This window comes from Vibrio sp. sp1 (genome assembly GCF_016920955.1).
Taxonomy (GTDB): Bacteria; Pseudomonadota; Gammaproteobacteria; order Enterobacterales; family Vibrionaceae; genus Vibrio; species Vibrio alginolyticus.
In genome coordinates this window covers 482,174-499,074 of record NZ_CP060590.1, presented here as the reverse complement: position 1 = coordinate 499,074, position 16,901 = coordinate 482,174, and the positions used below count along the sequence as shown (strand labels likewise).

At 45.5% G+C, this 16,901-nt stretch carries 9 protein-coding genes; 2 read left to right on the top strand and 7 right to left on the bottom strand.

All coding sequences use genetic code 11. The features are described from left to right. Window positions 1–475: 475 nt before the first annotated feature. On the top strand, window positions 476–4,465 hold the full coding sequence (pulA, locus tag H9L11_RS17735) for a pullulanase-type alpha-1,6-glucosidase (RefSeq protein WP_205391338.1): 3,990 nt from the start codon (window positions 476–478) through the stop codon (window positions 4,463–4,465). A gap of 99 nt (window positions 4,466–4,564) precedes the next feature. Here pulA and H9L11_RS17730 read toward each other — a convergent pair whose 3' ends face one another. The 5 genes from H9L11_RS17730 to H9L11_RS17710 all read right to left on the bottom strand — a co-directional run bounded on the left by H9L11_RS17730 (window position 4,565) and on the right by H9L11_RS17710 (window position 11,252). Beyond that, complete coding sequence (locus tag H9L11_RS17730; RefSeq protein WP_205391337.1) at window positions 4,565–6,181, bottom strand: endonuclease; 1,617 nt, start codon at window positions 6,179–6,181, stop codon at window positions 4,565–4,567. A 331-nt stretch (window positions 6,182–6,512) separates the two neighbouring features. Further along, window positions 6,513–8,126 (bottom strand): alpha-amylase family glycosyl hydrolase, encoded by a 1,614-nt coding sequence (locus H9L11_RS17725; protein ID WP_205391336.1) that lies wholly within the window; start codon window positions 8,124–8,126, stop codon window positions 6,513–6,515. Window positions 8,127–8,246: 120 nt separating this feature from the next. After that, entirely contained in the window at window positions 8,247–8,753 is a 507-nt protein-coding gene (locus H9L11_RS17720) for a hypothetical protein (protein ID WP_054578620.1), read from the bottom strand. Window positions 8,754–9,070: 317 nt separating this feature from the next. Beyond that, window positions 9,071–9,880, bottom strand: a complete 810-nt coding sequence (locus H9L11_RS17715; protein ID WP_005374786.1) for a MalM family protein — start codon at window positions 9,878–9,880, stop codon at window positions 9,071–9,073. Window positions 9,881–9,980: 100 nt separating this feature from the next. Further along, window positions 9,981–11,252 (bottom strand): maltoporin, encoded by a 1,272-nt coding sequence (locus H9L11_RS17710; protein ID WP_205391335.1) that lies wholly within the window; start codon window positions 11,250–11,252, stop codon window positions 9,981–9,983. Between the two features lie 446 nt (window positions 11,253–11,698). Here H9L11_RS17710 and glgX point away from each other — a divergent pair, with 446 nt between their 5' ends. Continuing rightward, window positions 11,699–13,690, top strand: coding sequence for a glycogen debranching protein GlgX (gene glgX / locus H9L11_RS17705; protein WP_205391334.1), 1,992 nt, complete (start codon window positions 11,699–11,701; stop codon window positions 13,688–13,690). A gap of 78 nt (window positions 13,691–13,768) precedes the next feature. Here glgX and H9L11_RS17700 read toward each other — a convergent pair whose 3' ends face one another. Both H9L11_RS17700 and H9L11_RS17695 read right to left on the bottom strand, forming a co-directional pair. Then, entirely contained in the window at window positions 13,769–15,139 is a 1,371-nt protein-coding gene (locus tag H9L11_RS17700; protein ID WP_005383410.1) for an L-serine ammonia-lyase, read from the bottom strand. 11 nt (window positions 15,140–15,150) lie between these two features. Then, entirely contained in the window at window positions 15,151–16,692 is a 1,542-nt protein-coding gene (locus tag H9L11_RS17695) for a sodium:solute symporter (protein ID WP_005374777.1), read from the bottom strand. Window positions 16,693–16,901 lie beyond the last annotated feature (209 nt).

Sequence of the window (16,901 nt, the reverse complement as noted above, 5' to 3'; positions counted from 1 at the left end):
TAATGCCGACTACCTTCATTATATAACGACCACTTAGCGAAAATCTGAAGCTTGCGAATACTTAATGGCGGTATTTTACTCAACATCACTGCAACTTATTTTTAAAAGAAAAATATGGCCCTCATTTTTATAGAACTTAATCACGGTTTTGGGGCTGAGATATTCTCATCCCCTATCATCCCCCCTTACTCCTCCCATAAAAATTCACATTTTAATGATGTGCAGAATCTCTCACTATGCGCCTGTTTTATTATTTAATTTGTGAACAAAATCGACTGTGACAGAAAATTTGCACCTGTAAAAAACTTAACAGCCTGCTCTCACATTTTGCTGATGATTCAGTGTATTAGCATCTAATTGAACATTTCCTTTTTTGGCATCTGCCTTTCTAGCGTGTGCAAAACCTTCTTGATGATTGAGTCAGCGAAGGCAGCGCGCAGCTCAATATCAATTCAATAACAATGGATTTGTAAACGTGGACAATAAGACATTTAAATTATCAACAATTGCCAAAACCGTACTGCCTTTGATTTCCGTCGCGGTAATCAGCGGTTGTGGTAGTGATAGCACGAACGAAGATACGACGAACCCTGGCTCAGGCTTGTACCCTGCGGGAGAGAACGAAGTCGTCATTTATTACAAACGTGACGTAGCATCAGCTTCAACAGCAAGCGACTACGAAGGTTGGGGCTTGCACCTATGGAACGGTGAGGGCTGTACCAGCACAGATTTAGACGCAATGGGCATTCCGGGAACAGGAACGGATTGGTCTGCGCCACACCCATTCGATGGCATCAACGACACCTACGGTGCTTACTACGTACTGAAAATAAACCCTGACGCCTCTGACCCACACGAATGCATGAACTTCATTCTGCACAAAGGTGATGAGAAAGCGTTCGGCAGCGCAAACTCAAAAGTAGAGTTGACGAAAATCGGCGAATCGAAAGGTTTGTTTGGCTTCCACGGCAGCAGTGAACTTTACTACGAGCCAATAGAAGAGCGCCCTGTTGATATTGATGGTCAAAAAGCCCATTGGTTAGACGCCAACACCATTGCATGGGAAGCGGCGACCAGTGCGGATTCCATGAAGCTGTTCTACAGCCTTAGCAATGACATCAAAATGGATGAAGATAAGCAAATCTCTGGCGGTACAGCGGTTGAGCTGACAAAAGCTGGTGAGTTGTCTGATGGTCTGAAATCACGCTTCCGTCACCTTGCTAGCCTTCAAGCTGCGGGTATCGATGTCGATGACGCGACCTTGCGTACGATCCTGAAGTCACAAATCGTTATGGTGGCTTACAACGCAAATGGTGACGTCATTTCTGCAACTGAAGTGCAAAAACCGGGTGTTTTGGATGCGGTGTTTGCCGATTCCAAGGCAGGTAACGCGATCGGTCAAGAACTCGGTGCGATTGTGGAAGGCGGTGCCGCAACCTTCAAACTATGGGCACCAACTGCCCAAGATGTTGATCTGATAATCTACGATGAAAACTTAGCAGAAGAAGCGACCGTTGCCATGACGGAAGACCCAGCAACAGGTATCTGGGTTTCTGAGGCACAAAGCAACGTTGTCAACAAATACTATCGCTACCAAGTTAAGGTGTACCACCCTACAACAGGGGTCGTTGAAACGCGTTTGGTAACAGACCCATATTCAATGAGCTTGTCTAAAAACTCGCGATACTCGCAAGTGGTTGATTTAGATGATCCAAGCTTAATGCCTCAAGATTGGAAAAACTACGCACGCCCAACGGTTAAAAAAGACGAAGACCACGTCCTTTACGAGTCACACATTCGTGATTTCAGTTTTAACGACAGTAAAGGCACACCAAGTCTTGATGGCAAATATCTGGCGCTTACAGAACCTGAGCGTGAGTCTGTTTCTCACTTAAAAGCCCTGAAAGATGCTGGCCTAACAACGCTACATATCCTGCCAGCATTTGATATTGCAACCGTGGATGAAGACGCTGACAAGCGAGTCGATATCACCGACACCGTGGGTAAACTTTGTGGCATCAAGCCAGAAGCCTCCATTTGTGAGACCGAAGATGACGGCAAAGTGATTGAAGAGGTATTAAATAGCTACGACCCAACAACGGGCAAAGCACAAGCGTTGATGAACGATCTTCGCATGCTAGACAGCTTCAACTGGGGTTATGACCCTTACCACTACACCGTGCCAGAAGGCAGTTATGCGACCGATCCTAACGGATCTAAGCGTATTCTTGAGTTCCGCGAAATGGTTCAAGCGACGCATAAAATGGATCTGAAACTGGTCATGGACGTCGTGTACAACCACACAAATGCATCTGGTGTGAACGAAAAATCAGTACTGGATAAGATTGTCCCTGGGTACTACCACCGCCTAAACGTCAACACTGGCGGCGTCGAAAACTCAACCTGTTGTGATAACACCGCAACCGAGAACTTGATGATGGGTAAACTAATGGTTGACTCATTGATGGTATGGGCGGATGACTATAAAGTCGATGGTTTCCGTTTTGACCTTATGGGCCACCAGCCGAAAGATGTGATGGTTTACGCACTTGAAAAAGTCCGTGAAATTGACCCGAATACCTTGTTCTACGGCGAAGGTTGGGACTTTGGTGAAGTCGCGCAAAACGCTCGCTTCGATCAGGCGACACAAGTCAACATGGCGGGGACAGAAATCGGTACTTTCTCTGATCGTCTGCGTGACGCAGTTCGTGGCGGAAGCCCGTTTGATGGCGGTGTAGATTCTGAAGGTAAGCACCCACTTCGCTTTAACCAAGGCTTTGGTAACGCCGCTTACCCTAACGAAGAAACCAAAACTGACGCAGAGTCGGTGAATGGTCGTTTACACAACCAAGATCTGGTTCGTCTAGGTATGGCTGGTAACTTGGCTGACTACATCCTTCTTGATTACAAAGGCGAAACCAAGCTGGGTAAGAACGTTGATTACAATGGTGCGCCTGCAGGCTACACAAAAGTGCCATCAGAGAACATCTCTTACGTGTCTAAGCACGACAACCAAACATTGTGGGATAACAACGCCTACAAGATTGCGACAGGCACTTCATCTGCCGAGCGTGCACGTATGCAGTCTGTGTCCCTATCAACGGTGATGCTTGGTCAAGGCATTCCATTCATCCACATGGGTTCTGAGCTATTGCGCTCTAAATCTATGCAGCGCGACTCGTACGATTCTGGTGACTGGTTCAACCGTGTATTCTTCGACGGAAGCGACAATAACTGGAACGTTGGTCTACCACGTGAAGACAAAGACGGTGCAAACTGGGAGTTGATCAAAACCATCGTTGGTGACAGCACGGCGAAACCAGATTCAACCGACATCGAGCTGACTAAGCAACAATTCCTAGAGCTACTAAAAATCCGTAGCACAAGCGAACTGTTCCGCCTAGATACCGCGCAAGAAGTGATGAACCGTGTGGACTTCCGCAACGTAGGGAAAGACCAAGTGGAAGGCTTGATTGTGATGTCTATCGACGATGGTACATCAGCGGGTGCCGATTTGGATTCGAACTACGATGCTGTCGTGGCCGTTGTGAACTCAACATCAACTGAGAAATCTTTCAAAGTTGCTGGCGCAACTGGTTTCGAACTGCATGAAGTTCAACAAAACTCTGCGGATGACATCGTCAAAGGTGCAAGCTTCACCAATGAAACGTTCACAGTACCAGCACTGACAACAGCGGTATTCGTGCAGCCACAAAACGGCGCGCAAGGTGCTGGCCTACCAGTAAACACGGATAACAAAGACGTATCGAGTATTCCTCCTTACGGCGAAACTGTTGTTTACGTGAAAGGCACGATGAACGAGTGGTCTGATAGCAGTGATTGGGCGATGACCTTTATTGGCAACGGTATGTACTCTGTAACTGGCGTTCTTGAAGTTGGTGAACACGAGTTCAAATTCGCGGACTCTGGTTGGGCAAATCCAAACATCGGTTGTGATGCTGCGAATATAGCTTCTGGTTCACTAGAATTAGGTTCAGAAGGTAACTGTAAGCTGTCTGTTGCTGAAACAGGTAAGTACAACTTCACTCTGAACGCGCTGCATGTTCAAGATGAAAGCGTAGAAAAACCGGTCGTGTCAGTGACCAAGTCAGCAGATGCACCAACATTCGGTGAAACAGCACTTTACTTACGTGGCACTATCACTACATGGGATGCTCCAGCACAAGACTCAACAGCGAAGTTCAGCTATGTTGCAAATGACGTTTATTCGCTAGACATTGACCTAGCGGCGGGCAACTACGAGATGAAAGTTGCGAGCGCAGACTGGGCAGCAGACACCAACTTCGGTGGCGAAGGCAGTGTTGAGCTTGGTAAAGCGCTAACGATGGAAGTCGGTGGCGGTAGTGCAAACCTGAAAATTGCGATTGCAGAAGCAGGAAATTACAACTTCCACTTCAACGCGGCTGACAAGTCGGCGCCAATCGTGACGGTAACGAAAAACTAGTTTCATTTAAAAACATCCGTAATGAAAAAGGGGAAGCATCACGCTTCCCCTTTGTTTTGTTGGCGTCACTAAATGGTGGATACCAAAATCAAAAAGGTGTTAGTTTCCCCAAATCTGTTCAACAAACTCAGGATGATCAATGAATGGATTACGATTGCCCTGAAAATCAAACACTTGTTGATTGCGGTTTCGTTCTTTTTCACTAACGGGATCATTTTTGTGCCAACGTTTCAGCATGTTTAACATCCAAGGTTCAAAAACCGTCGAACTTGAACCATCAAGGACAGCATCCGCATTGCTTGAATTGCCTTCCCAGTTACCTACAATATTTTCATAGCGGGTTGCCATGTAGAAATAGGCACGAGCAAAATCGCCTTTAAACTCATCGATCGGCTCAAACACCGTACCGGAGTAGCCCAGACTAGTGCTTGCTTGGCCAAGTTTAGAGCCATTACTAGACACGTAGGTCGCGGTGCCCACTTCACCAAATGGCCAATTACTGCGCTTCGCGTTTACATAACCATCAGTTGCAAACAAGTGATGACCGTCTGAGTTCATCGGCTCAACCTTACCGCCAAACCAGCTTTTCGGAAAAGAGTGCTCACGGTTGTAGCAATCCCCTTCCGTTTTGTATTGGCCACATTGGTCTGTGACTTTGGTAAAGCTTACTGTATCGCTAGCAGATGGCTTTTCAGAGTACATATCGAGAATAGAGCCATCATTTTCATAGTAACGATCAATATCGGCATCTTTTACCAAGGTCCAGACCGCAGAATAACCTCGGCTGGAGTGATTATTGATAATGTTAAACAACGCTGTTTTTAGAGCGTATCCCGTCTTACCAGATGCCGCTTGATAGTAACCATCAACCACTGGTGGGGTCGTCGTTGTGTCACCTAAGTTAAAATCGGTGGTTTCACTTTTCGAGAATTCAGCGCCAGAAGCAAGAGTCTTATCTCCCACCTTCAACGCGTAAGACCCCGAACCATTGCCACAGCAAATGCCGTCGCCATAGCTGTCTTGAATCGTAAATTGGTAGTTACCATCGGCCAAACACATGGTCTTTTCAACAGAGGTTGACGACTCATACCCCTGACCAGAGAAAAGCACTTGCGCTTGGCTATTTTTCAACTCCCAGCTAGTTTCTGAGCCATAGTTGTCCGTCGTGAGTGTAAGAACCACCTCATGATCACTACAATTTTCTACAGGAGGTTGTGTACTTGCCTCGGTCGGTTGAAAATTATCGACGTAGACAACTTCTGAGCCATCAAAACTGGCTTCATCGTAAAAACGCAAACCGACGTTGATGGTCTTGTTCGAGCTCGCTGTGTAATTGTGCACGAGCTCTTGCCACTGGTTTATCTGTTGTGGGTTCGAGTAATTGTGATAACCATCAACCACCAGACGTGCTTTTACATTTCCTTCGGTATGATAAACCGAGACAGAAAACGGATAGGTTTTCCCTTGCTCCACATTAATGGTTTGCAAAAAGTCGGTGTTGCTTTGGGTACCTGTATTCACGACGACCTGGGCAGCCAGACCACCCGATTTGATTTGCTCGCTGCTTGGCGACACTGTAATGCCCGCGTCAATCTCTGACCACTGCGTAGGTACATTGCCATTCCACTGTTCAAAGTCACCGTTGATAATTTGGCTATATGCAAACGGAGAGCTAGCAGCAACAAGGAGACAGAGGGAGTTCGTTATGGATTTCATTATACTTTTCCATTAGTTATATAAATCCCAAACACGATAAACATATTAGCGGGGCATAAGTAATCCTTCAGTCACATTTCTACGTTGCACAAGTGTTAATTTACTTTTTAATGTGCAGCTTATCTCACAAATATCCATCTGCTGAAAACAAATGCCAATACAAAAAGCGAAGCAACTTGTTGGCTACATCGTCGTAAAACCATTAAGGGAAAAGTAAAACAGACAGAAAAAAGCCAAGTGTGAGCCTATGGGGGTCAGCAACAACACTTGGCTTGTTTATAAGAAAGCTTGTGGTCAGCTCAACTGGTGAGCATCAATTCTGGATAATTCCTTAAGGTTTTACCGCAAAGAATCGTCCTTGTAGTGGCGACATCAGAATCTGATATTGACCATTACTCGGAGTAATTTTTTCATTCGTGAGCAAATCCACCAACTCACCAGTACCAACACTCTCCTGAGTAAGAGTGACGCTTCTAGCGCTCTGTAAGGTATTTAGCGCAAACAAGACTTTGTCCGAACCAGATTGTTTCAAGTCCACATAACTGCCGTTACTCGCAACTAAATTCGTGCGTGACCCTTGATAAAGTGCAGGATGCGCATCGCGCATTGTCATCAGCGATGTCACATAAGATTTGAGATCGGCTTGGTTTGCATCAAGCGTCGCCGTCACGCCTTCAATTTTCGCACTGCTGCGCGCAACGTGATCATCGCACAAACCTTGAATGGCGCAGGTGCTGTTGTCTTCTTTTGCGGCAAAACCATCCACTTGATCCCCGATTTCATCACCGTAGTACAACGTGATTGGCCCGGTGTACGCCGCTTGGAAAGCAAACGCGGCTTTATGGCGTAACCAATATTCTGCATCATTCACATCCGCCAAGTTTCCGCGCTGTAACAAGTCACCAAAGCGCACTAAATCATGGTTGCCGATCATCAAATTCGGCTGCGCATGTGTTGGATATTGGTTGTGTGTGCTGTAGCCGTTGTCTAACCAATCCGCACCGCGACCACCCACGCCGCTCTCATTCACGGCCAAAGTTTCAACGATGCGATATCGCATAGGGAAGTCAAACGCAGAGCACAATGCTGGATCGCTGTTCGATCCATACGCCTCATTCGCGATTTCAGACTCCCCTTTCCAAATCTCTGCCACCATATAGCCCAACGGATTCACTTGTTCGCCTTTGCTATTGGTGTACGTCACACTTTGTGAGGCTTCATCGACGGCTTTACGAAGTTGTGTCCAAGCGTCTGTCGGAACTTGATAGGCTTGATCTAAACGCCAGCCGTCAATCTTCAGTTCTTTGATCCAATAGGTTGCCACTTCTTTGTAGAAATCGAGACTGGCCGGGTAATCAACGGGATTGCTCGATCCCGATGGCAACAAACCGGAGGGAGATGGTTTGATCAAACCATCTTTGTGATGACCAAATACACCATCAAAAAACACGTATAAGCCGCGTTTGTGTGCTTCCTCGACCAAGGTTCTCGCCGTTTCTAAATCACCAAAACGTGGATCAATGGTGAAGTAATCCGTTGCAAAGTAGCCCGTGGCATCCAGACGATCGGCCCAGTGTTCTTGGCCCACTATCGCTTCCGATTCAAAAACTGGCGTCAACCAAATCGCGTTCATCCCTAAATCTTGGATGTAATCGAGTGAATCAATCACTCCTTGCAAATCGCCGTTATGATGGCTGGTGCCATAACCTGTACCGTGACCAATGCTCGCATCACCATCCACAAAACTCTCTACCATGATTTGATAAGTACGAAGTTGGTTACTTTGCGCCATGACATTGGCTTGGCAAGCATAACTGGTATCCGGTAGCGGAGTGCTGCTATTAGTGTCGCCACCACCAGAAGAATTACACGCAGATAAAGCACCAATCACACTTAACGCAAGCAACGATCGAGACAGGCGATGGTTACGTAGGATATTACGCATTTTATTCTCCCTAACTTACTCAAATAAACTACGGAAATTTGAGTAATAAAATTAACCCCGACATGTGTTTCATGCAGGGGTTAATAAATAAAAATAGATTTTAAATAACTGAATGGAATATTATTGGCACTTATTTACCATGACATGAACAGGTTTGCCTTTTCCTTCAAACTGAAGACTCCATACATATTTACCATCTTCTTTAATATCAACCGAAGTATCCGTACCGTAACCACCAAATGTTAATGGTGTTAATTCACCAACGTTCATTCTATTACCTTTTGCGGTAAATTGTGGGAACCACAACTCGGTCGCGTACTGCATTTTGTAGGAGCCTACTTTTTCTTGAACCACGGCTTGGTAGAAATTATTCCCTTTGTAGGTGTATTGACGCTGAGGCACGTGTTTCCAATCGGAATCCGCAAACGTACCCACCACAAATAGTGGTTTAGAAATAGGTCCTTTCGCTGTGCTATCTGGGTTGTCACACGCTTTCATGAAAGCAACCACTTCGTCTTGAGACATATTAACAACAGGCTCTGCGGCCGCTTCTGGTTCTGCAGTCGATTGACAACCCACTAAGGCAGCAAGTAGAGCAGCAGCAAGAGAGGTCTTCATCATGTTCATTTCACGTAATTCCTTTTTAGTATATCCAAAGTAAAATAAACTCAACGGTTAAAAGAAATATTAATCGTTATTAAAATGGAAATATCAAACGACAAATAAATATCGTCAGATTGTGAATTTAAATCACTTCGAGAAGTTTGTTTATTTCCTAAGTACAAAAAATAAATTAGGAACTGCCATTAATTATTGATCCAACCTATATAAAAAACAAAGTAATAAAAATAATTATGTGAATAAGGTAACTCTATGTAGGGGTATTTTTATTAGTTTATTTTCTATGAAAAAGGTCAGCATTTCGCTGACCTTTTTTTATCTGATTATTTTCTATTTACGGCTTTCACAAACACTTGTTGTGCACCTTCAATACCTAGCTCTTTTGCTTCATCAAGCAAAGTGAGCGCTTTCGGAATATCATTCGCTGCGACTGCCGCTTCAATTGAGCTGTAGTAGTAGCTAGTAAGGTCCGTACCTTGGGGAATGTTGTCGTTTTTCGCAACAATCTTAGTATTCACAATATCATTCGCGGATACCGAAAAGCGGAACTGACCGAGTGGGCTATGTTTCGCTAGAGGGTCTGCAATATCTGGCGGCTGAGTGTGACGCGCCATGGCGAAGGCTTTTGCAGGGTGTAAAACTTGTGTACTTCCTTTTAGATCGGCGGAAGTCGTGTAAACCAACACATGCAGATCGTTACCTGTCATGTCTGGAATCACATTGAGATCAAGTACGAATTTATCGTTGTCCAACAGTTTTGCTGGTTCGTACTTAAACTTTGAAAAATCTGCTTGGTAAATGGTTTCTCCTGCCGAGTTCATCACTGCGACATTAGGAGCATAAAATTGAAGTTCTTTACTTACGAATGTCTCTAATTTGATATCGAGACTGCCACGGTTACCTGGAAGAGCAAACGCTGCAATAGCGCCAGCACTGTTACCATCCAACAACATTTGGCTTTTATCAGTCAAAGCGAATTCAGTAACCACAGGCACGTTAAGCGGTACCCATTGAATATCACCCGATTGCGTGATCACTTGTTGCTGACCTTTTGGACTCATCTCTACTTGTTCTACAGACGCACAACCAGTAGCCAACATGCCCAGCAGTACGGGAGCAAGCCATTTTTTCATTACTGTCTACCTCGACTCTTTATTGTTTTTTAAATAAATACAGCCAGATAAGTTCTGGCTGTATCATTCTAGGACAATTTAGGACTTAGTGGTTAGATGATTACCACCAAGCTTCAGCTTGTACACCGAACTGGAACGTATCATCTGAACGACCGTTGTCAAATGTGTTAGTGTTGTCTTCTTTGTCAGCCGTTAGGTAAGAAGCGTAAACACGGATTTCAGGACGAGCCCAGAAGCTAGAACCAGCAGACCATGCTTGAGCAACAGTTAGCTTACCGTATTTGTTTTCTTCGCCGTCGTTATCGTCGATAGCGTAACCAGCTTCGAAAATAGTTTTGTGGTTGTCATCCCATTTGTACATTGGACGAACAACAACAGACATTGTTTCCCACTTGTCTTGGCCAGCCCACATGTCTTCACCAACACCGTACACTAACTGGTGACCCATTTCCCAGCTGTCGCCCATGCCGATTACACCCCAGTTGATTAGGCGGTAACCAGATGCACCGTTGTCAGCTTCTGCGCCGTACCAGCTGCCGTCGCCGTAGAATGCCATTGTTTTAGAGTAACCTTCAGTACCGTACTGAAGCACTGTTTTGTTGAAACCAGCGTCTAGACCTTGAGTCAATTCTGCTGTGAACATTACGCCGTTTTTCGCATCTTTAGTGCCGTTTGGCGCAGCGTCAGTTTCGTTAAGAATTGCGTAGTTCAAGCCCATTTCTAGAGAGCCATTGTCCCATAGAGGAAGACCTGCGTAACGTACGTCTAGAGTGTTTACGTTTGTTGCGCCGCCATCGTTGCCTGGGTCTGCGATATCGCCGCGGTCGTTACGAACCCAAGCGAAAGAAACTTTACCAGGACCAGCTTCGATACCTTCAACACCAGCGCCCGCGCCAGAGATGTTCCAGTAGTAGAAGTCAGAGATATGAATGTCGTGACGTTGGTAGTAGCGTTTACCTGCCCAAAGCGTTGCTTCAGGAGCAAAGTTTAGTAGGCCTTTAGCTTGAACGTTGAACTGACGTAGTGCGAATTGTGCATCGTCTACACATTTCACTTCGCCGTTATCCAAACCACAGTTAGCAGAAGTGCTTTCCCAGTCGTTTGAACCGTTAGAAGTCATTGCAACCATAGAGTCTACGTAGAACGTTTTGCCGTTGTTGTTGTAAACTTCTTTACCTAGTTGAATCTCGCCGTAGATATCGCTTTCATTACCTAGACGACCGATCTTGTTCTTTTCGAATGTTAATTGTTGACCACCGTCAGCGTTCACGCCAACGCCAGCACGCATGTAACCGTGGAAATCCACTGCGAATGCAGAACCAGCAGCTAAAGTTGCAGCTACAGCAGCAGCAATTGCACTTACTTTTTTCATTCTTAACTCCATTAAGGGTATTTATAATTCTGTCTTCCCTGCTCACTCTTTTAGGTGAATATAGGCAGTAAAAACACACCTAAAGAAAGAGAGGTAAGATGGGAACGAATCCCCGTTTGTTTCAACAGTTGTGAGATTACCCGAGGCGTACAAGGATGACTTCCTCCGCCCCAAACTAATTTAAGGGGGATGAGAAGGGAGTAGAAAATTTACCGAATGGTGTTTTTTCGAGTCAGATCACCAATCTAGGGAGGAATTAGTAAGTTTGTTCGGTTTTGAGCCGCTACAAAGTGATAGCCATTTCATATTTTTGACTCTAAGCCGTCACATAAAGTAATTAAATTACACGAACATTTTTATATTTAGGGTGGTTGACCTTAGTAAGACAAAGTTTTTAACTTATAGTTTCCTAAAGGTAGCAATAAATATTAAATAAAGTATCTCCGATGACACGACTTCTCTCTCGCCCCTACCCCCTGGGCGCAACATTGAATAAAGAAGGCTGTAACTTCTCTATTCATGCTCCGGGCGTAAAAGACATTCAACTGGCATTGTTTGCAAACGATGGCAGCTACGAGCTTCACGGTTTACCGAATGAATACGCTGGCATACGTCATACTTTTATTCCAGATATTAAGCCGGGGCAAAAATACGGTTACCTTGTCTCCCACAAGGACGAGCCACTGTTAATTTCTGATCCGTACGCAAAATCAATAGATAAAGCCCTCCACTATCACCCTCCCTACTCTCCAGCCAAAAGTTTCGATATGCCGAAGTGCGTCGTTATCGAAGATGATTTTGACTGGCAAAACACGGATCACCCGCGTATACCCAGAGAAGAGATGGTGTTGTTTGAGACGCACGTCAAAGGGATTACCCAACGCCACCCAGAGGTTGAGGACAAGCTGAGGGGGCGCTATTTAGGTCTTGCATCACCTGAAATGCTGGCCTTTTACGAACAACAAAACATCAACACGCTGCAATTGCTACCTGTCGCAGCATGCATGCATGAGCCTCACCTACTAGAGTTGGAAAAGGTCAATTATTGGGGATACAACCCTTATCTCTTTATGGTGCCCGATCCGCGCTACGCAGAACAAGACGCCGTTACGGAATTAAAAACAACAATTCGCGAATTGCATAAAAACGGCATCGAAGTGATTCTCGACGTGGTTTACAACCACACTGCTGAAGGTGGTGAAGGGCCTACAATTTTCAACCTGAAAGCCCTCGACTCCTGTTTTTACATCAAACATGGCAACCACTTCGCCAATTACACTGGCTGCGGAAATACAGTGGATCTCACCTACCAACCAGCCTTAAACCTTGTGATGGATACATTGCGCTACTGGGTTAGCGAATTTAAAGTCGATGGCTTCCGTTTTGACTTGGCTGCAACGTTAGGTCGACAGGGCGATGATTACAACCCAGAAGCAGCTTTCTTTAAAGCCGTTGCGCAAGACCCAATTTTGCGTGAAACCAAATTGATTGCCGAACCTTGGGATATTGGTCCAAATGGCTACCAAGTGGGTAACTTTCCATTTGGTTGGAACGAATGTAATGACAAACTGCGTGATATTTCCCGCAGTTTTTGGCGCGGTGATCAAGGCTATTTAAAAGAGTTTGCCACTCGATTAATGGGCTCTCGTGACATTTATAGTGCAGCGAACTGGCCATACAAACTCACCGTAAATTACATCACGTATCACGATGGCTTCACACTGCAAGATTTAGTGTCTTACAAACACAAACATAACGAAGCCAATGGCGAAGAAAATCGCGACGGTCACGGTGACAATCGTTCAGAAAACTACGGTGTTGAGGGCGAGACGGAAAATCTGATGATCATCGCCACGCGTGAGAAGCAAAAACGCAACCTTATTGCTAGCTTGCTGTTTGCCTTCGGTATCCCACACATTCTCACTGCTGATGTTCTGTCTCACACCCAAGGCGGTAACAATAATGCCTATTGCCAAGACAACGAAACCAGTTGGCTGAACTGGGAAGAGACAGAACGTAAGCAACATTTCAAAGCATGGATGTCACAAATGGTCGCCAACCGAAATCAATACATGGTGCCATTTATCCGAGCTTTCAGTGGCGAAAACCGCAATAACAACCGTATTTTCTGGCGCCGTACAGACGGTCGCTTAATGGAGCACGATGATTGGAACCGTTTAAGCTCCGTCGCACTTCACCTTGGTATCGGTAAAGAAGGGCAAGAGCTGGTCTACCTCATCAACCAAACTAACGCCACAGCGCGCTTTAAGCTCCCCAATGAGCGAAAGCAAGAATGGGTGACGATCTGTGATACAAACGTACGTAATCTCAACCCAGGACATGCTGAAGGCGAAGTCTTGCTGTCACCCACCTCGATGGTGATTTTGCACTATCAACCAAACCAAAGCACACCAAAAGGTGAACAAACGCATAGCTAAGTTATAAACGCTCCAAAAAAGGAAAGCCGATGCATCTCAGTGCTTCGGCTTTTTTGTTGGTTAGATGTGCCTAACTCATTATTCGCAAGGCGGCGCTAGGTGAATCAAAGCTAACCCACCCAGTGACGTCTCGCGGTATTTCTTGTTCATGTCTTTGCCCGTTTGATACATGGTTTCAATCACCTTATCCAACGAGATCAAACATTTACTATTACGCTTTAATGCCATGCGAGAAGCATTGATCGCTTTCATTGCACCCATCGCATTACGCTCAATACACGGAACTTGCACTAAGCCCCCAATTGGGTCACAAGTCATGCCTAGTGAGTGCTCCATGGCAATCTCAGCCGCAATACAAATTTGCTCATTGCTGCCACCACGCAGCGCGGTCAAGCCAGCTGCCGCCATGGAAGAAGACACGCCAACTTCGCCCTGACAACCCACTTCGGCACCCGAGATAGACGCATTAGTTTTGTACAAAATGCCAATCGCACCGGATACAGCAAGGAAGTCTTTAAGCTGTTTAGTATCGAGCTCTTTGATGAAGCGATGGTAGTACATCAATACCGCTGGAATCACACCCGCCGCACCATTGGTTGGCGACGTTACGACTTGTCCACCAGCCGCGTTTTCTTCACTCACAGCAAAAGCAAACAGGTTAATCCAATCCATGATTTCCATTGGATCGTTTTCAATTGCTGCATTTGCTTCAAGCTTCTTCAGCAAGTTAGGCGCACGGCGGGTCACGTTCAAGCCGCCGTCCAAGATACCTTCTGTCTCGAAACCACGCTCCATGCAACGCGTCATCACACGCCAGATCTGTTCTGCGCGTTGATTAATGGCTTCCATATCCTGAAATGCTTGTTCGTTTTTCAGAATCATGCCGCCGAGGCTCATGCCATTCTTCTCAGCCTGTGCCAACATTTCGTCTGCACTGGAGAATGGGAACTCAACTTCTACGGGTGCAGTCGCACTGCCATTTTGCAGTTCATCCGCCGTTGCGATGAAACCACCACCGATAGAGTAGTAAGTTTCAAACCCAACCTGATTGCCGTGCGCATCTAACGCAGTAATCGTCATTCCATTCTCATGCAGAGGAAGGTTCTCTTCATGGAACAACATGTCCGTTTTGTAGTTGAATTCGATTTCATGACGGCCATCGACAGACATCATGCCCTCTTCAATCGCCTTGCGCATCGCTTTATTCGCAGAAGCGATTTTGATGGTATCTGGTTTGTTACCCAACAGACCCAAAATGGTTGCACGGTCAGTATGGTGACCAATCCCCGTTAACGAGAGTGAGCCGTATAAATCGACCTGAATACGAACCACTTTTGCCAAGTTCGATTCAATCAAACGAGTGAAGTGGTAACCCGCGATCATTGGACCATTGGTGTGAGAGCTAGAAGGACCCACACCAATCTTGTAAATATCAAAGATGGACAGCATAAACTTACCTATTACGACAATGCAGCATAAAGCCAATCAGGGAGAACCATACAAGCAGCGATGGTCGCCACAGCGAACACTAACAGCCCGTAATGGCTTGCGGTTGGCTTTGCAAAAAGATGTTTTTGATTATTGATAAAAATTTGTTGCTCGGCAGTCACCGCGCCCCAACGACGGCTCACTAACACACCAAACAACAGGAAGACAAAAGTACCAATTGGCGCAAACCACGGCCAAGCTACGTCGAGATACATGGCAGTAAACACCGCAATCACACTCATGATACTGCCAACGATCACGCCTTTCTCATTGGCTTTCGCCCAGAATAAACCAAGCACGAATGAACCCAAACGGATACCAACAAAGATAGAAGTCAGACTAGCGATGGTTTTGAGTACCGATTCATTCGATACCGCTAGAAGAGCTGGCACTACCACCATGGCCGCAGCAAGCAAACTCATCTTTCTTGCGACTTTTTCGTAGTGCTCATCATCGGCACTCTTGCGAACGAAACGCTTGTAGATATCGAACGTCGCGACGGTCGCCATCGAGTTGTAGGTCGAATCCAAGGTCGACATTGCGGCCGCTGCCAATGCGGAAATGATCAAACCAACGACGATTGGGTTAGTGTGGTTGAAGACGAAATCCAAAATCACTTCGTTGCTGTTTTCAAACGATTGATCTTGATAGAAAACACTCAAAAGAACACCGAGTACTGCGAAGAACAAGTACACGAAAAACGCACCGTAACCACACAACAGCATCGACTTCTGCGCCGTCTTTTCACATCTCGTCGCTAACGTGCGTTGGATGATCAATTGGTTGGTGCCGTACACACTCAAATGCAAAAAGCTCACGGCAACCACGCCAGCCCAGAGTGTGGTATCTACGCCTAAATCAAAGTCTAAATTGATGATATTCAGGTGATCACGAGAAAGGTAATCTGCCGCATTAATCTCTGTCATTAGAATGGCAAAGATAGCGATGCTGCCTGCCACCAACACTGCCGATTGCAACATATCGGTCCAGATAACCGTGGAAATCCCGCCCGCATAGGTATAGCAAGCGGTGAAAATACTGATGTAGATGATGGCTTCAGAAATACTGATAGGCAGAACTTGCACTAAGATCAGCGCCACAGCATACAAAATCACACCCGCAGAGATACATTGAACCACAATGAACACAATCGAGTTGATGGTTCTTGCATACACCCCAAAGCGGTGCTCAAGGTATTCATAAATCGAAGTCAAGCCCAGCTTATAAAAGACTGGCACAAAGAAAATGACGGTGAAAAAGATAACGATGGGATAGTTAAGGTGAATACTCATCGCTTCCATGCCAGAGCTATAAACCCAACCTGGCATCCCTACAAACGTCATCGCACTAATGTAAGTCGCAAGTATCGAAACACCTGCCGTAAACCAGCCAAATTGCTTTCCACCCGTAGAAAAGTCGCCACCATTGCTGTAGCGCTTATTCACTAAATAGCTGATTAATATGGTGATTAACACGTATAACGCAATCACCACAAAACTTGAGTACGTAACCATTTCAGGGTTTCCATAATTCTGGGTGCTAATTATTTGTGCTTGGATATTACTTTAAAAAAGCATATCTAAACGATAATCCCGCCATAACTGTGACTATAATCACCAATATAGACGGTTATATATTCAAAAATGCCAAAAAGACCGATTAAATGAGACTCCCATCACTAAAAACCACTAACTGGGTACGCATTCATTTTAAAATTGATGTT